This is a genomic window from Methyloglobulus sp., assembly GCF_040079455.1.
Classification (GTDB): Bacteria; Pseudomonadota; Gammaproteobacteria; order Methylococcales; family Methylomonadaceae; genus Methyloglobulus.
In genome coordinates this window covers 19,037-39,812 of the sequence record NZ_JBEBKJ010000029.1, presented here as the reverse complement: position 1 = coordinate 39,812, position 20,776 = coordinate 19,037, and the positions used below count along the sequence as shown (strand labels likewise).

General features: G+C 45.3%; 19 protein-coding genes. 10 read left to right on the top strand and 9 right to left on the bottom strand.

Features of this window, described 5'->3' with window-relative positions:
* Nucleotides 1-9: 9 nt before the first annotated feature.
* Together ABL924_RS08360 and icd are read right to left on the bottom strand one after the other, a co-directional pair.
* Entirely contained in the window at nt 10-300 is a 291-nt protein-coding gene (locus ABL924_RS08360; protein WP_349026629.1) for a hypothetical protein, read from the bottom strand.
* Between the two features lie 168 nt (nt 301-468).
* On the bottom strand, nt 469-1,761 hold the full coding sequence (gene icd / locus ABL924_RS08355; protein ID WP_349026628.1) for an NADP-dependent isocitrate dehydrogenase: 1,293 nt from the start codon (nt 1,759-1,761) through the stop codon (nt 469-471).
* A gap of 247 nt (nt 1,762-2,008) precedes the next feature.
* On the opposite strand from icd, the gene ABL924_RS08350 reads away from it, so the two are divergent.
* The 10 genes from ABL924_RS08350 to ABL924_RS08305 all read left to right on the top strand — a co-directional run bounded on the left by ABL924_RS08350 (nt 2,009) and on the right by ABL924_RS08305 (nt 12,867).
* Nucleotides 2,009-3,019: an isocitrate/isopropylmalate family dehydrogenase gene (locus ABL924_RS08350; protein WP_349026627.1), complete on the top strand. Its 1,011-nt coding sequence runs from the start codon at nt 2,009-2,011 to the stop codon at nt 3,017-3,019.
* Nucleotides 3,020-3,064: 45 nt separating this feature from the next.
* Entirely contained in the window at nt 3,065-3,298 is a 234-nt protein-coding gene (locus ABL924_RS08345) for an addiction module protein (protein WP_349026626.1), read from the top strand.
* Nucleotides 3,295-3,549: a type II toxin-antitoxin system RelE/ParE family toxin gene (locus tag ABL924_RS08340; protein ID WP_349026625.1), complete on the top strand. Its 255-nt coding sequence runs from the start codon at nt 3,295-3,297 to the stop codon at nt 3,547-3,549. The genes ABL924_RS08345 and ABL924_RS08340 overlap by 4 nt, the downstream gene beginning before the upstream one ends.
* Before the next feature lie 362 nt (nt 3,550-3,911).
* Complete coding sequence (locus tag ABL924_RS08335; RefSeq protein WP_349026624.1) at nt 3,912-4,211, top strand: hypothetical protein; 300 nt, start codon at nt 3,912-3,914, stop codon at nt 4,209-4,211.
* Nucleotides 4,212-4,263: 52 nt separating this feature from the next.
* Nucleotides 4,264-6,804 carry a bifunctional aconitate hydratase 2/2-methylisocitrate dehydratase gene (acnB, locus tag ABL924_RS08330; protein ID WP_349026623.1) on the top strand — a complete coding sequence of 847 codons (2,541 nt, stop codon included), beginning with the start codon at nt 4,264-4,266 and terminating at the stop codon, nt 6,802-6,804.
* Between the two features lie 256 nt (nt 6,805-7,060).
* A protein-coding gene (prfB, locus tag ABL924_RS08325; protein WP_349026622.1) for a peptide chain release factor 2 occupies nt 7,061-8,159 on the top strand; the annotation gives its coding sequence in 2 pieces (ribosomal slippage) (nt 7,061-7,135 and nt 7,137-8,159; 1,098 coding nt in all).
* A gap of 2 nt (nt 8,160-8,161) precedes the next feature.
* On the top strand, nt 8,162-8,998 hold the full coding sequence (locus ABL924_RS08320; RefSeq protein WP_349026621.1) for a DUF488 domain-containing protein: 837 nt from the start codon (nt 8,162-8,164) through the stop codon (nt 8,996-8,998).
* Nucleotides 8,995-9,837 (top strand): hypothetical protein, encoded by an 843-nt coding sequence (locus tag ABL924_RS08315; RefSeq protein ID WP_349026620.1) that lies wholly within the window; start codon nt 8,995-8,997, stop codon nt 9,835-9,837. Before ABL924_RS08320 ends, ABL924_RS08315 begins: the two co-directional genes overlap by 4 nt.
* Nucleotides 9,838-9,876: 39 nt before the next feature.
* Nucleotides 9,877-11,379 (top strand): lysine--tRNA ligase, encoded by a 1,503-nt coding sequence (gene lysS / locus ABL924_RS08310; RefSeq protein ID WP_349026619.1) that lies wholly within the window; start codon nt 9,877-9,879, stop codon nt 11,377-11,379.
* A 648-nt stretch (nt 11,380-12,027) separates the two neighbouring features.
* On the top strand, nt 12,028-12,867 hold the full coding sequence (locus tag ABL924_RS08305) for a quinoprotein dehydrogenase-associated SoxYZ-like carrier (protein WP_349026618.1): 840 nt from the start codon (nt 12,028-12,030) through the stop codon (nt 12,865-12,867).
* Nucleotides 12,868-13,012: 145 nt separating this feature from the next.
* Here ABL924_RS08305 and ABL924_RS08300 read toward each other — a convergent pair whose 3' ends face one another.
* From ABL924_RS08300 to ABL924_RS08270, 7 genes are all read right to left on the bottom strand, one after another.
* Entirely contained in the window at nt 13,013-13,573 is a 561-nt protein-coding gene (locus tag ABL924_RS08300) for a chorismate lyase (protein WP_349026617.1), read from the bottom strand.
* 6 nt (nt 13,574-13,579) lie between these two features.
* Nucleotides 13,580-15,670, bottom strand: coding sequence for an ATP-dependent DNA helicase RecG (gene recG, locus ABL924_RS08295; protein ID WP_349026616.1), 2,091 nt, complete (start codon nt 15,668-15,670; stop codon nt 13,580-13,582).
* Nucleotides 15,671-15,735: 65 nt separating this feature from the next.
* A complete protein-coding gene (locus ABL924_RS08290; RefSeq protein WP_349026615.1) occupies nt 15,736-16,122 on the bottom strand; it encodes a RidA family protein in 387 nt (128 codons plus the stop codon).
* Between the two features lie 70 nt (nt 16,123-16,192).
* The gene (locus ABL924_RS08285) at nt 16,193-18,361 is read right to left on the bottom strand and encodes a bifunctional (p)ppGpp synthetase/guanosine-3',5'-bis(diphosphate) 3'-pyrophosphohydrolase (protein WP_349026614.1); all 2,169 of its coding nucleotides are present in this window, start codon (nt 18,359-18,361) and stop codon (nt 16,193-16,195) included.
* Nucleotides 18,362-18,369: 8 nt separating this feature from the next.
* Entirely contained in the window at nt 18,370-18,609 is a 240-nt protein-coding gene (gene rpoZ, locus ABL924_RS08280; RefSeq protein ID WP_349026613.1) for a DNA-directed RNA polymerase subunit omega, read from the bottom strand.
* Between the two features lie 150 nt (nt 18,610-18,759).
* The gene (locus ABL924_RS08275; RefSeq protein ID WP_349026612.1) at nt 18,760-19,932 is read right to left on the bottom strand and encodes a phosphoglycerate kinase; all 1,173 of its coding nucleotides are present in this window, start codon (nt 19,930-19,932) and stop codon (nt 18,760-18,762) included.
* A gap of 30 nt (nt 19,933-19,962) precedes the next feature.
* Nucleotides 19,963-20,532 (bottom strand): thioredoxin family protein, encoded by a 570-nt coding sequence (locus ABL924_RS08270; protein WP_349026611.1) that lies wholly within the window; start codon nt 20,530-20,532, stop codon nt 19,963-19,965.
* Nucleotides 20,533-20,776: the final 244 nt, after the last annotated feature.

Below are 20,776 nucleotides of genomic sequence, written 5' to 3'. Positions count from 1 at the left end.
TGGTTTGGGCTAGGTTCTTCCAGGACATAGGCTATTGCTCGAACTTGAATAAAGGCTTATTTTACCCATTTTGGGGCTTGAGGTCGTGCAAAGGTCTCTAGATATATCCTCTATTAAGCCTTTTTCATCACCCAATTCTTTTGGATATGGATTTTTACTTAAAAAATCATCCTTCAAGGCATTAGTAATTTTTTGCTTATCTACTAAAGCCCACTTGATTTGGCTTTTAGAATTTATTGAGATACCATCGCAAGCAGACAAGAGTAATAGCAGCAATATCGGAAAACTAACCTTTTGCATATTAGTTGTTCTCAGTAAAAAAACTGGTTATGGTTTAGATAAATTTTGCATTGTAAATTGAAATTTATCACATAGCGAGTAGCGAGTAACCTGGATGAAGCTTGCGGAATCCAGGAATTCGTATCTTCGATGTTCCCGTATTCCGTTGCACTTCATACGGGCTACACATTACATATTCTTAATCATCGCATCCGCAAACTCGCTGCACTTAACTTCCGTTGCACCCTCCATCAATCGGGCGAAATCGTAAGTGACCTGCTTGCTTGCAATCGTCGCATCCATTGAATTAATAATGGCATCGGCGGCTTCCGTCCAGCCCATGTAGCGCAGCATCATTTCACCGGATAAGATTAACGAACCGGGATTTACCTTATCCAAGTCGGCGTATTTGGGCGCAGTTCCATGCGTGGCTTCAAATACGGCAGTACCGGTTTGATAGTTGATGTTGCCGCCGGGGGCAATGCCGATACCACCAACTTGCGCCGCCAGGGCGTCGGATAGGTAATCGCCATTCAAATTCAATGTGGCGATAACGTCGAAATCGGTCGGGCGGGTTAGCACTTGTTGTAAGGTTATATCGGCAATTGCATCTTTAATCAGGATTTTACCGCTTGCTAATGCTTGTTTCTGCTCATCATTAGCGGCATCTTCGCCTTTGTCAGCCTTGGTAAGTTCCCATTGCTGCCAGGTATAGCTTTGCTCTGGAAATTCCCTCTCGGCTAAACCATACGCCCAGTTGCGGAACGCACCCTCGGTGAACTTCATGATGTTGCCCTTGTGGACAATCGTTACACTTTTGCGCTTATTGATAATGGCATAATCAATCGCCGCGCGAACCAAGCGTTCCGTGCCTTCTTGTGAGACAGGCTTGATGCCGATACCGGATGTTTCAGGGAAGCGGACTTTTTCGTAAGATTTAGGAAAGTTTTCCTTTAGCAGCTTCAAAAACAGCTTGGCTTCATCGCTGCCTTTTTCAAATTCGATTCCTGCGTAAATGTCCTCGGTATTCTCGCGGAAAATCACCATATCGACCTGATCGGGATGTTTGACAGGTGAAGGTACGCCCTTAAACCAACGTACTGGCCTTAAGCAGACATATAAATCCAGCAATTGCCGTAACGCGACATTTAAAGAGCGAATGCCGCCGCCGATGGGTGTGGTCAACGGGCCTTTTATGGATACCAGAAATTCTCGGCAAAGGTCGATAGTTTCATCGGGCAACCAAGTATTGAATAGCTCAAAGGACTTACCCCCAGCGTATACCTCCAGCCAATGAATCTTACGTTGCCCGGAATAAGCCTTAGCAACGGCAGCATCCAAAACCCGAACCGTGGCACGCCATATATCAGGCCCAGTGCCATCCCCTTCAATATACGGAATAATCGGGTTATTTGGCACAACCAGCTTGCCATTCTTGGAAGTGATTTTAGCGCCGTTGGCGGGTGGGGTAGGGCGGTTCATACTAACTCCTGTTATTAATCGAAAATACAGTGCGTTGACCAAGCCCAATCATAACAAATGCTACCTGTTTTGTCCTAAGATACACATTGTTCGTTATTGGTGGGCTAATCTGGGCGAATTATTGAGCTTCATGGCGATTTTATTCATATATAATCGGGTAAAAGTTATTACATAAGCACTCAGGATTAATCGCCTTAAGGGGCAAAGGTTTTGAGGGTTATCCGATTAATATTTTTTGGAGGCATATATGCATAAAGTTACGCTGATTAAAGGCGATGGGATTGGCCCGTCAATTATGGATGAGGCCGTCAAAGTAATAGACGCTTCCGGCGCTAAGATACAATGGGAAGAAGCTTATGCGGGTATGGCAGCATTTGACAAGTTCGAAACGCCACTGCCGGAAGCAACCCTGGATTCTTTTGACAACACGCGAGTCGCTTTTAAAGGTCCGTTGACGACCGTGGTTGGTACAGGCTTCCGAAGTATCAATGTCGCCTTGCGTCAAAAATATGAGTTGTATGCCAATGTCCGTCCAGCTAAGAGTTGGGAAGGTGTAAAAACCCGTTATGATGATGTCGATATTGTCATCGTCCGGGAAAATACCGAAGGCTTATATTCAGGGCTTGAACATTACCTGACCCCTAAAAAAGACATTGCAGAAAGCTTGGCGGTAGTCACCCGCAGCGGTTCAAAGCGCGTGATCGAGTATGCGTTTAAATACGCCCGTGACAACAACCGCAAAAAAGTCACCGTCTGCCATAAAGCCAACATCTTAAAATACACCCAAGGCATCTTCCTGGATGTTGCACGGGAAACCGCAGCGCGTTATCCAGATATTCAGTTCGATGAAAAAATCGTCGATGCCGCTTGTATGCACATGGTGATGAATCCCCAGCAGTTTGATGTGGTGGTGACGACCAATATGTTTGGCGATATTCTGTCAGACTTAACTGCCGGCTTGGTCGGTGGTTTAGGTTTGATTCCCGGCGCAAATATCGGTGACGATGCGGCCTTATTTGAAGCCGTCCACGGCAGCGCACCCGATATTACTGGCAAAAATTTGGCAAATCCTGCCGCCGTTATTATGGCGGGGGTGATGATGTTAAATCACCTAGGTGAATTTGAAGCCGCCAAACGGGTAAAGACATCTATCGAAAAAGTCGTGAGGGAAGGTAAGTATGTCACCCCCGATTTGAACCCTCAATCCAAAGTAGGGACTAAAGAAATGGGTAATGCGATTGTTGGGGCGATGGGGTGAATTCGCTTATTAACGCTAGACTGATGAAACAAAGGAGTTTTAATCATGATATCGACTGTCGAACAAATTACCGAAGAGGCTCTTGCCTTACCAAGCGAGGCACGAGCCTTATTGGCTGATCGGCTAGTAGAAAGCCTAGACCCGACGGAAGATGGCTATGTACGGCAGCTTTGGGTTAAAGAAGCGTTAGGTCGTCGGGACGACATACGGGCTGGGCGCGTTCAAACAATCCCAGGTGATGAAGCGTTGGCGCGTGTCCGGCGAGCTTTCACTAAATGAAAGTTGAATTCCATCCCGATGCGCTCGCAGAATATGAAGATGCTGCTCACTATTACGCAGAGTGCCAGCCGGGATTGGAAGTCCGATTTATCGCTGCAGTTGAACATACCCTTCAACAAATATCAGATGCGCCCGAATCTTGGCGTATTTTGGAGGAAGATGTTCATTGGCATCTTACGCGTGTATTCCATTATGCAGCGCTCTACACTATAGAAAAAGATTATGTGCTAATAATCGCTGTCATGCATTGACACCGTGAATCGGGTTATTGGCGAAAGCGAATATCAAAATCTACTTAAACCATCTACACATAGGAAAGCTGAAAAGTTGATAGAAATTTTTAATAAGTTAATTGAGAGTTTAAATAAAGGCAATATATTTCTTGCAGTTACAATAGCTATGATCGCCCTGATTTTTAACTTCAAGAAAATTATTGAATTCATTGATGATAGGAATCTTAAGGCTGTCTGACGCATTGAAATGCGAACAGATAGCAGGTCTGACCAAGTCTCATTTAGAATGATGAGTTAGCGGCAGAGTTTTTAAGATAACAACGGGTATCAGGGTAGAAAAAGAGTTCAGAGAAGCCATCATCAAACTGCATAGAAGTACAATGGGTGAACTAAATTTTATTAATTTTAAAAGAGCTATGCCGCACTTATATTTTATAGATCAAACTATAGTGGTTCGAATCTCTTGGTTTGAATTAGTTGTTTACTGGATTAATATTGTTTTCGGTTCTTTGATAGCTTTTTTTGGATGGTTGTTAATGGCTGCTACTTTCTTCAGTAAAGAAATGAATATCGTCAAAACATTTAGCTACTTAGGCTTAGGTATGCTTTTTATATGCGTAGCTATTTTCATGTTTTATCAAACTTTTTCTGTAACATCTGCTGGAAATATTGAGACGTAAAAGTTAGTTCATCCTTAAGCAAGTTAATACATATATTTTTAGGAATTACCAGATGTTAGAACAATACCGTAAACACATAGCCGAACGCGCCGCCGAAGGCGTAGTGCCGAAACCATTAGATGCCGAACAAACGGCGGCTTTGGTTGAATTAATCAAACAGCCGCCAGCCGGTGAAGAAGGGTTCTTGCTGGATTTGCTGGCTAACCGTGTTCCGGCGGGTGTCGATGAAGCAGCTTATGTCAAGGCCGGATTCCTGGCGGCGGTAGCTAAGGCTGAGGTTAGTTCGCCCATTTTAACGACTGCCCGTGCGACCGAATTGCTGGGAACGATGCTCGGCGGTTATAACGTTGCGCCCTTAATTGATCTGTTGGATAACAAGGACATGGCTTCGCTTGCTGCCAAGGCCTTATCCCACACCTTGTTAATCTTCGATGCTTTCCACGATGTACAGGAAAAAGCCGAGGCTGGCAATGCTTACGCCAAACAAGTGATCCAGTCTTGGGCGGATGCGTCTTGGTTTACGAGTAAGCCGGAAGTACCTAAAAAATTAACGGTCACAGTGTTTAAAGTCACCGGTGAAACCAATACCGACGACTTATCGCCCGCGCCAGATGCGTGGTCGCGGCCTGATATTCCTTTACATGCCAAAGCGATGTTGAAAATGCCACGTGAGGGCATTACCAACGCCGAACGGCAAATCGCCGTGCTAAAGCAGAAAGGTTTTCCCGTTGCGTATGTGGGCGATGTAGTCGGCACAGGCTCCTCACGCAAGTCAGCAACGAATTCAGTGTTATGGTTCATGGGCAACGACATCCCCTATATTCCCAACAAACGCGAAGGCGGTGTTTGCATAGGTGGCAAAATTGCACCGATTTTCTTTAATACCATGGAAGATTCGGGGGCATTGCCGTTCGAGTGCGACGTGACCGCGATGGCTATGGGTGATGTGATTGATATTTATCCTTATGAAGGCGTGGTCAAACGCCATGATAACGACGAACCCATTTGCACATTTGAATTAAAAACTGATGTACTTTTGGATGAAGTGCGTGCTGGTGGCCGGATACCGTTGATTATCGGTCGTGGCCTGACTGATCGTGCCCGTAAATTCTTAGACTTGGAAGCATCCACTATTTTTAAACGCGCAGGAGATGTTGAAGCCAGCACGAGGGGCTTTACCTTGGCACAGAAAATAGTCGGCAAGGCTTGCGGGGTAGCGGGAATGCGCCCAAACACCTACTGCGAACCGTACATGACCACCGTCGGCTCACAGGACACCACCGGCCCCATGACCCGCGACGAATTGAAGGATTTGGCCTGTCTGGGCTTTTCTGCCGATTTGGTGTTGCAGTCCTTCTGCCATACCGCAGCCTACCCTAAGCCCGTCGATATTGCCATGCAGCATAGCTTGCCGGATTTCATTATGAACCGGGGCGGGGTTTCGTTGCGTCCGGGCGATGGCATCATCCATTCCTGGCTGAACCGCATGTTGCTGCCTGATACGGTCGGTACGGGGGGTGATTCGCACACCCGTTTCCCTCTCGGCATCAGCTTTCCGGCAGGTTCTGGTTTAGTGGCTTTTGCTGCGGCAACTGGGGTGATGCCGCTGGATATGCCGGAGTCCGTGCTGGTGCGTTTCAAAGGCACCATGCAACCCGGCATTACCTTGCGCGATATGGTCAATGCTATTCCTTATGTCGCCTTAAAACGCGGCTTGTTGACGCTGGACAAGAAGGGCAAGAAGAATGTCTTTTCCGGACGTATCCTGGAAATCGAAGGCTTGCCGGATTTGAAAGTCGAGCAAGCGTTTGAATTGTCCGATGCTTCAGCAGAACGTTCCGCAGGTGGTTGTACGATAAGGTTGAATAAAGAACCGATCATCGAATACATTAACTCCAACGTCGCCTTATTAAAGTGGATGATAGCAGAGGGTTATGGCGATGTCCGCACCATGGAACGCCGCATCAAAAATATGGAAGTGTGGTTGGCGAACCCAGTCTTATTAGAGCCGGACACCGATGCCGAATACTTTGAAATCATCGAAATCGATATGGATGAAATCAAAGAACCCTTATTGGCTTGCCCTAACGACCCAGACGACATCAAGCCGCTGTCGGAAGTTGCCGGCACAAAAATCGACGAAGTGTTTTTAGGTTCGTGCATGACAAATATCGGCCATTTTCGCGCTGCTGGAAAATTGCTCGAAAAACTAAAAGGCGAGTTACCGACCCGGCTATGGGTAGCCCCACCTACCAAGATGGACCAAAATCAGTTAACCGAAGAAGGTTACTATGGCACATTCGGCAAAGCGGGCGCCAGAATGGAAATGCCCGGTTGCTCCTTATGTATGGGCAATCAAGCGCGGGTAAAAGAAGGTGCGACCGTGGTTTCTACTTCAACCCGAAACTTCCCGAATCGCTTGGGTAATGGTGCGAACGTGTTTTTGTCATCTGCGGAACTGGCCGCTGTGTGTTCAATTTTGGGTAAAATCCCCACTTTTGATGAATACATGCAGTTCGCCAACCAGATCAGCGAAACTGCGGACGATACTTATCGATATCTCAATTTTAATCAGATGAAAATTTATCAATAGGGGATTGGGAACATCCCTCCTTCTTCAGGGGAGAAGGTTGAGATTAGAGAAAGTTTAACTTATTGATTTTTCTCCTAACCACAACCCTCTCCAGCAGGAGAGGGAGAGGGGATTTTTAGGGATACCCATAAGTCTTTTCACCTGTACCACTCGCGCCCTTATTTAAGCCCATCATGAACGGCATCCCGTTATGGTTTATAATCCCACCTTATTTAACAATTTCATCGCGCCGTATTAAAGGGAAAAACTACTTTTCATGCAAGAAATAAACCCCATCAAAAACAAAATCGCTGACTTGAAAAGCCGTGGCGACGGGCTTAGGAGGTATCTTTGACTTTGACAACAAGAGCGAACGCCTGGTTGAGGTCTTAAGGGAACTGGAAAACCCTAAAATCTGGGATAACCCCGAACAGGCACAAGCCTTAGGCAAAGAACGCGGACAACTGGAAGTTGTCGTCAATACCATCCGTGACCTTGAACAAGGCATGGCCGATGCCGAAGAGCTATTGATGATGGCAGTTGAAGAAAACGATGAGGCCACCGTTGATACGGTCGTTGCCGATTTGGAAGATTTTGAAAAGCGGGTCGCCGGCCTGGAATTCCGCCGCATGTTTTCCGGTGAAATGGATGCGAATAATGCCTTTTTAGATATCCAATCCGGCTCAGGCGGCACGGAAGCGCAAGACTGGGCATCTATGATCGAGCGCATGTACTTACGCTGGGGCGAAGCTAAAGGATTTAAAACTGAATTGATTGAAGAATCCCCTGGCGATGTTGCGGGTATCAAAAGCGCCACCATTAAATTTGAAGGCGACTATGCCTTCGGCTGGCTACGAACGGAAACTGGCGTTCACAGACTGGTGCGGAAGTCACCGTTTGATTCCGGCAACCGCCGCCACACGTCTTTTGCGTCCGTTTTTGTTTCTCCGGAAATTGATGACGACATTGCTATCGACATCAACCCCGCCGATATACGCATAGATGTCTACCGCGCCAGTGGCGCAGGTGGGCAGCACGTTAACAAGACCGAATCCGCCGTGCGCATGACCCACAACCCAACTGGAATTGTCGTGCAATGCCAAAGTGACCGCTCACAGCATAGAAACCGCGATACCGCGATGCAGCAGTTGAAAGCAAAACTCTATGAGCTGGAAATGCGTAAACGCAGTGAAAGTTCACAGGCATTGGAAGATTCCAAGTCAGATATAGGCTGGGGCAGCCAGATTCGATCCTATGTATTGGATCAGTCACGCATTAAGGATTTACGTACAAACGTGGAAACGGGAAACACCCAAGCGGTGCTTGATGGTGCGTTAGATCAGTTTATCGAAGCCAGCTTGAAGAGTGGGTTGTAATTATGATGAACCAACCTGCGCCCACTTACCACCGACAACGATTTTTACTGTTTTTGTTAGAACAGGTAGGGCATGTTTCATCAACTGATTTCCAACAGTTATTATTTTTATCACATCAAGAAATATCGCTTAGTTATTATGATGCTGTACGTTATGGAGATAATTATCATTCTTTCCAAGCGATATCTGACTTAGAAGTTTTAGAACAAAAAGGCTGGATTAGAGTATCAAAAAATACTATTTTTTTAAAAGACCTGCCTTATTTAGGTGATGGTGCGAAAAAAGAAGAACGTTGGCTAATATCTAGATGGATCCGAGCTTATAAAGATTTAGCTGGCGAGAACTTAACTCAGTTAGTTAATGAACGTTACCCCAGCAAGGTTTTACAAAATCGTTCTAAAAAGAATAAGGAACTTTTTACTATTGGGTATGAAGGAATAAGCCTTGAGCGTTATTTAACTAAGCTAATTGAAAATGATGTAAACGTCCTTTATGACCTGCGAAGAAACCCGCTTAGTCGTAAATTCGGTTTTTCCAAAGGTTTTCTATCTGATATTTTACCAAAATTCGGCATTGAATACAGGCACATACCTGAGCTTGGAATTATTTCTCAAAAACGTCAGAATTTAAATAGCGCATCTGATTATGTGGAATTGTTTGATGAATATAGAGAGAGTTTGCCAGAAAAGAAAATTTATCTTCAAGAACTGATTGCTACTTTATACGATGGCAAACGTATCGCATTAACTTGCTTTGAAGAAATGCCTAAATCCTGTCATCGTCAGTGCGTTAGCGAATATTTGTCAAACCATTTGTCTGTGGGCGTGGCGCATCTATGAGCGATAAATACAGAGTTTTTATTGTAGTGAAAACTTACCCGACACTTTCAAAAAAATACAATGAATTGGTTTGCACAGCAGGTATTTTAGATGACGGTAATTGGGTAAGAATTTATCCATTACCCTTTAGAAAACTGGACTATGAAAATCGCTATAAAAAATATCAGTGGATAGAATTATCGCTAACAAAAAATACGAGCGATCCCCGCCCAGAAAGCTATAGGGCTATTGACCCTGAAGCTATAGAACTGAAACAATCAGTTGGTACAGCGAAAGCATGGCAAGAAAGAAAATCAATCTTATTTGAGAAAAATACTTTTTATACCAACTTAACCGAGTTGATCGCAAAAGCTAATTCTAATGAACTGTCTTTAGCTATATTCAAGCCTCAAAAACTCATTAATTTTATCATTGAAAAAGTAGATCGTGAGTGGGATAAGGAATGTCTCGCACATTTAAAAGAACGCTCTAAACAATTTACCTTGTTTGATTTACAGAAAGAAGAAGAAGTACAAAAAGAATTTTCCCGCGTTGATAAATTACCATATAAATTTTCCTACAAATTTCTAGATGATGCTGGAAAAGAGTCCACTCTGATGATCGAAGATTGGGAAATCGGCATGTTGTACTGGAATTGCCTAAAATCCAGCGACAATGATGAAGAATTGGCACTAAAAAAGGTTAAAGAAAAATACTTAACTGATTTTTTAACTAAAGATATTTACCTGTTTTTGGGTACAACTCGTCAATTTCATGGTTGGGCAAGTAATCCGTTTGTGATCGTTGGTGTTTTTTATCCACCTTTTGATAAATCTCCAGAACAATTTTCGCTTTTCTAAGGCAAGCAAAAATCATTCAATTTACAGCTATTAAAAATAATGTCAGAAGAAATCCAACAAGACGAACAAGAACAAATCCGCCAACGCCGTAGCAAGTTAAATGAACTACGCGAAAATGGCGGCATTGCATTTCCTACCGATTTCCGCCGCAATGTGGTGGCGGGTGAATTGCTAGCGGAATACGGCGAAAAGTCCAAGGAAGAACTGGAAGCCGAGCCTTTACGCGTAAAAATCGCCGGGCGCATCATGACACGGCGGATGATGGGTAAAGCCAGCTTCGTGCATATTCAGGACATGTCCGGCAAGATTCAACTGTATATAACCCGCGACACCCTGCCCGAAGATTTTTATAACGAGCAATTCAAAAAGTGGGACATCGGCGATATTATCGGCGCAGAGGGTATACTGTTTAGGACACAAACCGGCGAACTTAGTGTTAAGGTCGATGACATAAGGCTTCTCACCAAAGCCCTTCGCCCCCTGCCGGAAAAATTCCACGGCATCGCCGACCAGGAGATCAAATACCGCCAGCGTTATCTGGATTTGATTATGAGCGAAGACACTCGCAATACATTTTTGATACGCTCAAAGATCGTCGCTTATATTCGCCAATTCCTGATTGAACGGCAGTTTCTGGAAGTGGAAACGCCGATGATGCAAGTCATCCCAGGCGGGGCAACTGCCCGTCCGTTTATCACCCATCATAACGCGCTGGACATGGACATCTTCCTGCGTATCGCACCGGAATTGTACCTAAAACGCTTGGTGGTGGGCGGTTTTGAACGGGTGTTTGAAATCAACCGCAATTTCCGTAATGAAGGGCTATCCACGCGCCACAACCCCGAATTCACCATGCTGGAGTTCTACCAGGCTTATGCCGAATACCACGATTTGATGGACTTAACCGAAGTCATGTTGCGGGGTATTGCTCAAGAAGTGGTCGACCAATCCGTTATCACTTACCAAGGCGAACAATACGATTTCGGTAAGCCGTTTGACCGGATGACGGTGGTTGAGTCGATCCTGCATTACAATCCTGATCTAATGTTAGCACAGTTATCTACACGTGAAGAAGCCATTAAAGTTGCCGAAAATTTACGTATTCCGGTTAAAGATGGCTACGGCCTGGGCAAAATCCAGATCGAGATTTTCGAGAAAACCGTCGAAAATAAGTTGATGAACCCTACTTTTATTACTGCTTATCCAGTTGAAGTCTCACCACTGGCGCGCCGCAACGATGACAATCCGCATGTCACCGACCGCTTTGAATTTTTCGTCGGAGGTCGCGAAATCGCCAACGGCTTTACGGAACTTAACGATGCCGAAGACCAGGCCGCGCGTTTCCAACAACAGGTACAAGATAAAGAAGCGGGTGATGATGAAGCCATGCACTTCGATGCCGATTACATTACTGCCTTGGAACACGGAATGCCACCTACAGCAGGTGAAGGCATTGGTATCGACCGTTTGGTGATGCTATTCACCGATTCGCCGTCGATTCGGGATGTTTTGCTGTTTCCGCATATGCGGCCTAAGGGTTAATCGTAGGCTGTAGATTACGTTAGTCGCATATAACAAATCACGCAAAAAAAAACAGCCGATTTGTCCGCCCACCGTAACCCTACCGATGGGCATTATGGATGCCTCGAATATCGGGTTACGGCACACTCAACATCATGTCACAAATAAGGCTTCGGCGATTTTGCGAGTCTATAACCCAACCTTACATATTAGACCCATTTTACGCATTAAGAGTAGCCTGAAAAATGTTGCACTAAAAAAACTATCACGATAAAGGCAAGGCCTAGCCATATGAGCCCCCCTGCGAACCGGGCATTCATTTCTGGATATATTTTCCGTTTAGGCTCTGTTAATGGGGTATTTGCAGTATGCGATTGTTCGTCTTTATTCATATCTACGTGTGATTTAGTCGTCATTTCAATACCCATCTATCCTAATTACCATTTTTTTCCAGATTCTGTCATTCATATTGACAAGTTTGTTTTCGCTTTTTAATACTTTATCCTGCTATTTACAAAGTGCAAATTGCATTAGGGTACTATTACTGAAATACCAGAAAACCATAAAGGTATTGCACCGCACGATACGGTTCGTGCATTCCAAACGACCGAATACGCTACGCTATTGCGCCCTAGCTTGCTAAAATAGTCCTCAACCTTGGAGTAAACTATGCTATTCAAAACACTTATTAATATAGTCGTACTGGCATTACTAATAATCCCAGTTTTATCACAAGCTGAAACACAATACGAAAACGAATGGAACAACACCCTGAAAAATCAGTATTTTTCCGGTAAATCGATTGAGGAATCCAACAACATCATCGAACTGGATGCGCCGATCCGTGCTGAAGACCCTGCCCTGGTGCCGTTAAAGATCAATACCAAAATCAAGCAAACGAACGACAGCTATATCAAAAAAATCCTAGTGTTGGTCGATAAGAACCCCTTCCCTTTCGTTGGTGAGTTTGAATTCACCCCTTACAGTGGCAAAGCCGATCTAGCCATGCGCATCCGCGTCAACTCTTACAGTTATATCCGTGCGATTGCCGAAATGAATGACGGTAAGTTATACATGAGTAAGAAATACGTTAAAGCCAGTGGTGGTTGTTCCGCACCCGTAGGCGCAGACTTGGATGCGGCCATGCAACGTCTCGGAAAAATGAAATTCCGTCTAGATGATGGTGTTAAATCGAAAGAACCCACCTTGGTTCAGTTGTTAATCAGCCACCCCAACTTAAGTGGCATGCAGATGGATCAAGTGTCGCGATTTATCAAAAAATCGCACTTTGTCCAACAAATGAAAATATCATTTAATGACAAGCAGATTTTGACCGCAAAAACCGACATTGCCATCAGCTCCGACCCTAACTTCCGGTTTTACTTTGTCCCAGAAACAGCGGGCACTTTAAAAGCAGAAATTACCGATACGCAATGCGAAAGCCCAACGGCAAGGGATGTCTGCAAAAAAGGAAGTACTTATACGGAAACTTACGCCATCAACCCTTGATTGTGACTCAAGATTGAGATGATGTGCACTCATATTGCACTAATGTGAATCTTTAAAAATCCCGGCATCCTTGCTCCAACCTTCTCCCCAAGGGAGAAGGTATTCTTTGAATTTTTAGCGCTTACCCAATCGCTTTATCTTAAGGCTAATGCGCCAATATTTCTGGAAGAAAAAACTCACTGACTAACATAGGTCGTTTCTGGATAGCATAGACAGTCCTTCGTCCCCAAATTGGCTCGGCTATATTAGCGTTTTGCTGTGCTGTTGATGTCCATGTGCTGGGTTTTATCAAGGTCAAATCCATCGTAATCCGTTCCAGGTCAGGATAGGAAAAAATCACTTCCCCTAAGGGACGAGTGCCCAAATGCGACAGGTTGCGATGGGCGACTTTGATGGTTTCTTCAGGGATGATAGTCCTCGCCAGGAGCAAAGGTTTGCCGTTTTTATGCAGCATCACTTCGCGGGTTAAACCGTGTCTGTGCGGTGGTAATTGAAGCTGTCTGCGTTCGCTTAAAAACGGTGTCCGCCACTGGTGGAAAAGGATGCTTACTGTGACCTCGTTTCCGTAATAATCACGCAACCTTTGGGTAAGTGATCCGGCTTCGTAAGCCCAAGATTGGACAGCTTGAGGTAGGTGGTGGTGGCTTCCTCGCCTGTGTTCATGCCAATCGGGTTCATGGCTAAATAAATAACTTTTGGTGGTCAATGGGGTTTAAACCTCGGAATAATCGGGATTGCGACCTAACCAGCGGTCGATTAATGGCGCTATAGCTTCGGGCGTATCAGCAAAAAGGGAATCGGCGATAGTCGGGATATTATCCAGCAAATCGGCATCCCTGACCAAATCGGCAACCTTAAAATTCACTTGTCCAGTCTGGCGGGTACCCATGACCTCACCTGGGCCACGTAACTGCAAATCCTTCTCGGCAATCAAGAAGCCGTCGTTGCTGTCCCGCAGGATACCTAATCGCTGACGGGCATTATCGGACAAGGGCGATTGGTACATTAGCAGGCAAAAACTGTCGTCACTGCCTCGCCCTACTCGTCCTCGTAATTGATGCAGTTGGGACAAACCTAGTCTTTCGGGATTTTCGATAATCATCAAGCTAGCATTAGGCACATCAACGCCCACTTCTATGACGGTGGTGGCGACTAACAGGTCAATTTCATGATTTTTGAAAGCCAGCATGATGGATTCTTTATCGGCGGCTTTCAGCCGTCCATGCAATAGCGAGACGCGCACTTCGGGCAATACTGTTGCAAGCCGTTCTGCTGTTTTTTCGGCGGCTTCGCACTGAAGAATTTCCGATTCTTCGATCAGTGTACACACCCAATAAGCCTGTTTTTTATTAGCTACCCAGTTGTTGATCCGGCTAATGACATCGTCGCGCCGCTCACTTGGAATGACGCTGGTGGTAACGGGTTTCCTGCCAGGTGGCAGTTGGTCAATGATGGAGATGTCGAGATCAGAATACTGTAACATCGCTAAGGTGCGCGGAATGGGCGTAGCGGTCATGACCAGTTGATGAGGTCTCATACTGCCTTGCTGGCCTTTTGCGCGTAATGCCAGCCTTTGATGCACACCGAAACGGTGTTGTTCGTCGATGATGATTAAGCCTAAGCGATGAAAATTGACTCCGTCCTGGAATAAGGCATGAGTACCTATCACAATGCTTGTTGCGCCGTCTTGCAACGCCAGTAAAATTTCCTTGCGTGAATTGCCTTTTACTTGCCCTGTGAACAACGTGATTTGGGTAGCAAACAGATTAAACCATCCGCTGAAATTGCGGTAATGTTGCTCTGCCAATAATTCTGTTGGGGCCATAATGGCAACCTGGTAACCAGCAGCCAAAGCCAGCAAGGCTGCATAAGCGGCGACTATCGTTTTGCCAGAACCGACATCGCCTTGCACCAAGCGCATCATTGGATGGAGCTGTGTGCAATCCGCTGCAATTTCCGCCATTACCCTCATTTGCGCGCCAGTCAGTTTGAAGGGTAAAGAATCAATGAATAGTTTGATCACAGCAGTGTCGGCAATAAAACACGGCGCTTGCCAAGCTTTTGCCTTGTGTTTGGCAAGTTTGAGACTGAGATGTTGGGCTAGCAGTTCTTCAAACGCCAGTCGTTTAAGTGCAGGGACACTGCCGTTTTGCAGGGCTTCGATGGTTATTATTGCATCTGGCGCATGCAGGGTCTTAATTGCTTCTGCTAATGACGGGTAATGCTGCTGCTTAAGGACTGCATCGGGAAGCAAATCCCTTAATGCTTGTGCGGTATCATCGCAAATGGCTAGTGCTTGCTTGACTGCTTTCCTGACCACATTCTGGTTAAGCCCTTCTGTCAGTGGGTATACCGGTGTTAAATGGGATTCCGTGATTGCCTTACCAGGTGATGAAATGACCGTGTATTCAGGATGAACCATTTCCAGTCCGGCATAGCCAAACCGGACTTCCCCAAAACAACTGATCGCTGTTCCCGGCTTGAGCGTATTGTGCTGCTGGGCGGTAAAATGGAAAAACCGTAAGTCGATAAAACCCGTGCCATCGTTAATCCGGCAGATTAGGCTTTTGCGGCCTCTTGGTAACATATCTATGAATTCAACCTTACCGCTGATGAGTGCTGACATTCCAGCCGAAAGTTTAGCTATTGGGTAAGTACGGGTTCTGTCTTCGTAACGGATGGGCAGGTGAAACAACAGGTCTTGTATAATTGTTATTCCAAGTTTTTCCAGGTTAGCAGCAGTCCGGCTGCCTATTCCCGTCAAGGTCATCACTGATCGCTTAAGTATGTCGTGATTACTCATGATTGACTACCGACACGACAGGATAAAGGATTAAGCTGGCGTTTTTCAGTATCAGCCAGAGAATCCTATCGGGTAAGAACCATAACCGCATCCATTTCCACTTGTGCGGCTTTAGGTAATGCAGCAACGCCAACAGCGGCACGCGCGGGGTAAGGTGCTTGAAAAAATCGACCCATGATTTCATTGACGATGGGGAAGTGCGCTAAATCCACCAAAAAAACATTCAGTTTCACAATATCGGATAAATTGCCACCGGCTGCTTCTGCAACTGCCTTCAAATTATTGAACACTTGTGTAATTTGTGCAGAAATATCACCTTCGACTAACACCATGGTTTCAGGGACCAAGGGAATTTGCCCTGATAAATAAACTGTATGGTCTATTTTAACAGCTTGTGAATACGTGCCTATGGCTTGTGGAGCTTGATCCGTATTGATGATTTCTTTGGTCATTTTGGTGTGATAATTTTGTAGAGGGTATTTCGATTACGCAGCAGGAACTTAAGCATGAAAGGGCTTGGTTTTACGCTTTTACCCGGGTGATTTTTATAACAATGGGCAACTCTTTCAGCTTTCGCATAATTTTAGCTAAATGCACACGATCTTTAACGCTAACGGTGATTAGATCTACGGAGAGGCGAGAATCTTGCTCGATCACCGTGACATTTTCAATATTGGAATTATGCTCTGAAATCGTCGAGGCCACCGTTGCCAGGGAACCACGCTGATTGAGTACTTCAAGGCGAAGTTCAGCAGAAAATTCACCTGTTGCATCTTGGCTCCACTCAACGTCCAACCAACTAGTTTGTTTTTTTCTGACCTCGTTGCTGTTCCTACATTCATGATGATGCACGACGATACCCTTACCAGGATTAAAAAAGCCGATAATAGAATCGCCAGGAATAGGACGACAACACTTAGCAAGCGTTATTACCATTCCCTCTGTGCCTTTGATGACTAGCGGCGCTCTCTGGGTTTGATCATTATCTTCCAGTCGAACTGCCGCATGCACATCAGACTGGGTAAGCCGTTTAGCTATCAGGAATGGCATTTTGTTGCCTAAGCCAATATCTTCCAGTAATTCATCCAACGTATGTTTGTCACTTATTTCAAGTAGTGACTTGATTCGAGACTTGTCGATATTTTCAAGCTGTACATTCATAGCTTGCAATTCTTTATCTAAAAGGCGGCGACCTAAGCTGATAGCCTCTTGCTGTTTAAAGTTTTTGAGATAATTTCGAATCCCAGACCGCGCTTTCGCGGTGATGACATAATTCAGCCACAGCGGATTAGGCCTGGCCCAGATGGCAGTAATAACTTCAACCGTCACCCCATTTTCGAGTTTGGTTTGTAGCGGTATCAGTTTTCGATCAACCCGTGCAGAAACACAAGCATTACCAATATCGGTATGCACAGCGTAAGCAAAATCAATAATGCTTGCGCCCCGGGGCATTTTGATTATCTCGCCTTTGGGGGTAAATACAAAAACTTCTTGCGGGAAAAGATCTATTTTCAGGTTGTCGATAAACTCCAGGGAATCGCCCGCTGATTGCTGGATTTCCAATAAGTCCCGCAGCCATTCATTGGCGCGGTCTTGAAACCTATCGTTGTTGTCATCATCGGATTTATACAACCAATGCGCCGCGATACCGGATTCTGCCATGCGGTGCATTTCGTGCGTCCTAATCTGAATCTCGATAGGAAACCCATAAGGCCCTATGAGTACGGTATGTAAGGACTGATAGCCATTAGCCTTAGGTAAAGCGATATAATCCTTGAACCGTCCTGGTATGGGCTTGTATAAATTATGGACGATACCCAGAATACGGTAACAATCATCCACGTTGTTACAGAATATACGAAAGGCGTAGACATCAAAGACATCAGTCAAGGAAACTTTCTTGTTCAGCATTTTTTGGTAGATGCTATAGAGATTTTTTTCCCGTCCTGATACCTCGCAGGTCAACTTGTCTTGAGTAATACGGTTTTTTAGGGTGGTCTCAATAACGTCGATAACTTTGCGCCGATTGCCACGGGCTTTTTTTAAGGCATTATCCAGAATGCTATAGCGTCGAGGATACATCGCCTGAAAACTTAAAGCCTCGAGCTTATGCCGGATGTTGTTCATCCCCAGCCGATTGGCAATGGGTGCATAAATATCGAGGGTTTCACGAGCGATACGGCGTTTTTTCTCAGCAGGCATAACCCCTAGCGTTTGCATGTTATGCAATCTATCGGCGAGTTTGACCATGATAACGCGCAAATCCTTGCCCATTGCAAGGAACATTTTACGGACATTTTCGGCTTGGGTTTCGGCGTGGGATTTGCTGTCGATCTTAGTCAGCTTGGTGACGGCATCGACTAATTCAGCAACTTCAGGATTAAAGATTTTTGCTATTTCTTTTTTACTTACACCCGTGTCTTCGATGACATCATGCAAGATAGCCGCCATAATGCCATTTGCATCCATCCGCATTTCAGCAAGACTGATGGCAACCGCGACCGGATGGCAAATATAAGCTTCGCCGCTTTTTCGTAACTGGCCTGAATGCGCTTTTGAGCCAAACTCATAGGCACGCACACAGTCGTCAACTTGGGCTTTATCCAGATAACCGGATAATGCTGAACACAAACGTCTTATAAGCTTATCCTGTGGACGCTCAAGCTCGATAGTGTCAGCAACTTCTAACATAGTTACATTTAGAACATAGGAGGAATATCGTGTGTTTCACCGGTACGGTGCAACAGGTTGATGTTCTCTTCAGTAACATGACCCTCTGCTATTTCCCGTAAGGCAAGCACAGTGTCTTTATCTTTGTTACGCGGCAAAAATTCGGTCGCGCCATGGCTGAGTTGTCGCGCACGAGTCCCTGCCAGTAAAACCAATTTAAAGCGGTTTTCTACATGTTCTAAACAATCTTCGATAGTGACTCTAGCCATTTGGTTTCCTTTATATTGTAGGGTTGCTTTGTAAGACCAGACTTACGGTCAATAGGTTCTAATTTAACACGTTTATCATTAAACCAAATAAAAAACACAAGGTCGTTATTTTTAGCTTTAAATAAAAAATGTAATGTTTTGATAATATTACTAACTTCTCGATGCTAATATAGCAACAGCAGGCAATTCCTTACCTTCAAGAAATTCAAGAAATGCCCCGCCTCCGGTCGAGGTATAAGACACCTTGTCCTCAATGCCATACTTGTCGATTGCTGCGAGGGTGTCGCCGCCGCCTGCAATCGAAAAAGCAGGACTTTCGGCAATTGCCATTGATAAAGTTTTAGTGCCTTCGCCGAATTGGTCGATTTCAAATACGCCGACTGGGCCGTTCCAAACAATAGTTCCTGCTGATTTCAGGATCTCAGCATACTGCTTGGCAGTATCGGGGCCGATGTCGAGGATCAAATCATCGGCTTCAACGTCGGCGACTTGTTTAACGGTTGCCACAGCACTGTCCGAAAACTCTTTGGCACAGACCACATCGGTAGGTATTGGAATAGCTGAGCCGGCGGTTTTTGCGGCGGCTATCAAACTCCTGGCTTCTTCAATCAAGTCGGGTTCATAAAGCGACTTTCCGACAGGAAACCCCATCGCCGCAATAAAAGTATTGGCAATGCCACCACCAACGATAAGTTGATCGACTTTTTCAGACAAAGATTTAAGCACCGTCAATTTAGTGCTGACCTTAGATCCGCCGACAATCGCAACCAACGGTTTGGTAGGCGTTTCCAACGCCTTACCCAAGGCATCGAGTTCGTTGCCGAGTAACGGGCCAGCACATGCAATCGGGGCAAATTTTGCGACGCTGTGGGTTGATGCTTGTGCCCGGTGGGCAGTTCCGAAAGCATCCATAACAAACACGTCACATAAAGCGGCCATTTTTTTACCTAACTCATCACTGTTTTTTTCTTCGCCAACATTAAAGCGTACGTTTTCGCATAACACGACTTCGCCTGGATTGACGGTGATGCCATCCAGCCAGTCGCGCTCCAGCCGCACAGGCTTACCCAATAAACTAGACAACCTTTCAGCAACGGGTTTCAGTGAGGATTCTTCATCAAATTGGCCTTCAACCGGACGGCCTAGATGTGACATGACCATGACCGCAGCCCCAGCTGCCAATGCTCTTTCAATAGTTGGCACGCTGGCCTGGATGCGAATATCGCTGGTGACTTTACCGTTTTTGACAGGCACGTTCAGGTCTTGGCGGATTAATACTCGCTTGCCAGCCAAATCCAGATCAACCATTCTTTTTATCGACATATTTCTTTCTCTCGTTTTGTGTTGTTAGTGTTACGCTTCAACGGCTTCTTCTTTCCATTTGATGGAACAGCCGAGGCTTGATATTTGGTCTTGTGGGCCATGACCAGTATGGGCAACAAGTTTCATGGCTTCAAACAGGTCGCGCCTAGTGCCATCGGGAGCAGTCTCTTTTCGGCTGGCATCCAGACGACCCCGGTATTGCAATTCAAAATCCGTGTTATAGCCAAAGAAATCCGGCGTACAGACTGCCCCATAATCCTTGGCTATTTCCTGTGTTTCATCAATCAGATAAGGAAAAGGGTAGTTATATTCTGCAGCAATACGCTGCATGTTTTCATAAGAATCTTCAGGATAGTTGGCCGTGTCATTGGACATAATAGCAACTGATTCAATGCCATAACCCTTTAATTCAAGGGCATCACGGAGGATACGTCCATGCACGGCTTTGACATAAGGGCAATGGTTGCAGATAAACATGACCAATAAGCCACTCCTGCCCATACATTCCTGTAATGTCCAAGTTTTCCCGTCAACACCAAGTAATTTAAAATCTGGCGCTCTCACGCCAAAATCGCAGACAGGGGGGTTAAGAGATACCATAGTTTTTTCCTCGTAAGTTTTTATGTGAATAAGGCTTATGTGTTACGGTTTAGTAGCAGTAATGTACAACAAATCGAGATTTTTTTGTATGGTCAACAGGATATTAAATAGTTTCCTGGTTGCGTACAACTTTCAGCCGAATCGATAACCTTCAAGTACCCGTCATACCGACAGGGACGACTGCCAAGGATGGCGGAAGTGCGGCAGGCAAGTAGGAACTTGCGCCGCTTGCCGATATCCAGAA

What these genes read in the sequence shown, in the direction of transcription:
- ABL924_RS08360 (WP_349026629.1), bottom strand. Translation starts at nt 300, where the DNA reads ATGCAAAAGGTTAGTTTTCCGATATTGCTGCTATTACTCTTGTCTGCT.
- icd (WP_349026628.1), bottom strand. Translation starts at nt 1,761, where the DNA reads ATGAACCGCCCTACCCCACCCGCCAACGGCGCTAAAATCACTTCCAAG.
- ABL924_RS08350 (WP_349026627.1), top strand. Translation starts at nt 2,009, where the DNA reads ATGCATAAAGTTACGCTGATTAAAGGCGATGGGATTGGCCCGTCAATT.
- ABL924_RS08345 (WP_349026626.1), top strand. Translation starts at nt 3,065, where the DNA reads ATGATATCGACTGTCGAACAAATTACCGAAGAGGCTCTTGCCTTACCA.
- ABL924_RS08340 (WP_349026625.1), top strand. Translation starts at nt 3,295, where the DNA reads ATGAAAGTTGAATTCCATCCCGATGCGCTCGCAGAATATGAAGATGCT.
- ABL924_RS08335 (WP_349026624.1), top strand. Translation starts at nt 3,912, where the DNA reads ATGGGTGAACTAAATTTTATTAATTTTAAAAGAGCTATGCCGCACTTA.
- acnB (WP_349026623.1), top strand. Translation starts at nt 4,264, where the DNA reads ATGTTAGAACAATACCGTAAACACATAGCCGAACGCGCCGCCGAAGGC.
- ABL924_RS08320 (WP_349026621.1), top strand. Translation starts at nt 8,162, where the DNA reads ATGATGAACCAACCTGCGCCCACTTACCACCGACAACGATTTTTACTG.
- ABL924_RS08315 (WP_349026620.1), top strand. Translation starts at nt 8,995, where the DNA reads ATGAGCGATAAATACAGAGTTTTTATTGTAGTGAAAACTTACCCGACA.
- lysS (WP_349026619.1), top strand. Translation starts at nt 9,877, where the DNA reads ATGTCAGAAGAAATCCAACAAGACGAACAAGAACAAATCCGCCAACGC.
- ABL924_RS08305 (WP_349026618.1), top strand. Translation starts at nt 12,028, where the DNA reads ATGCTATTCAAAACACTTATTAATATAGTCGTACTGGCATTACTAATA.
- recG (WP_349026616.1), bottom strand. Translation starts at nt 15,670, where the DNA reads ATGAGTAATCACGACATACTTAAGCGATCAGTGATGACCTTGACGGGA.
- ABL924_RS08290 (WP_349026615.1), bottom strand. Translation starts at nt 16,122, where the DNA reads ATGACCAAAGAAATCATCAATACGGATCAAGCTCCACAAGCCATAGGC.
- ABL924_RS08285 (WP_349026614.1), bottom strand. Translation starts at nt 18,361, where the DNA reads ATGTTAGAAGTTGCTGACACTATCGAGCTTGAGCGTCCACAGGATAAG.
- rpoZ (WP_349026613.1), bottom strand. Translation starts at nt 18,609, where the DNA reads ATGGCTAGAGTCACTATCGAAGATTGTTTAGAACATGTAGAAAACCGC.
- ABL924_RS08275 (WP_349026612.1), bottom strand. Translation starts at nt 19,932, where the DNA reads ATGTCGATAAAAAGAATGGTTGATCTGGATTTGGCTGGCAAGCGAGTA.
- ABL924_RS08270 (WP_349026611.1), bottom strand. Translation starts at nt 20,532, where the DNA reads ATGGTATCTCTTAACCCCCCTGTCTGCGATTTTGGCGTGAGAGCGCCA.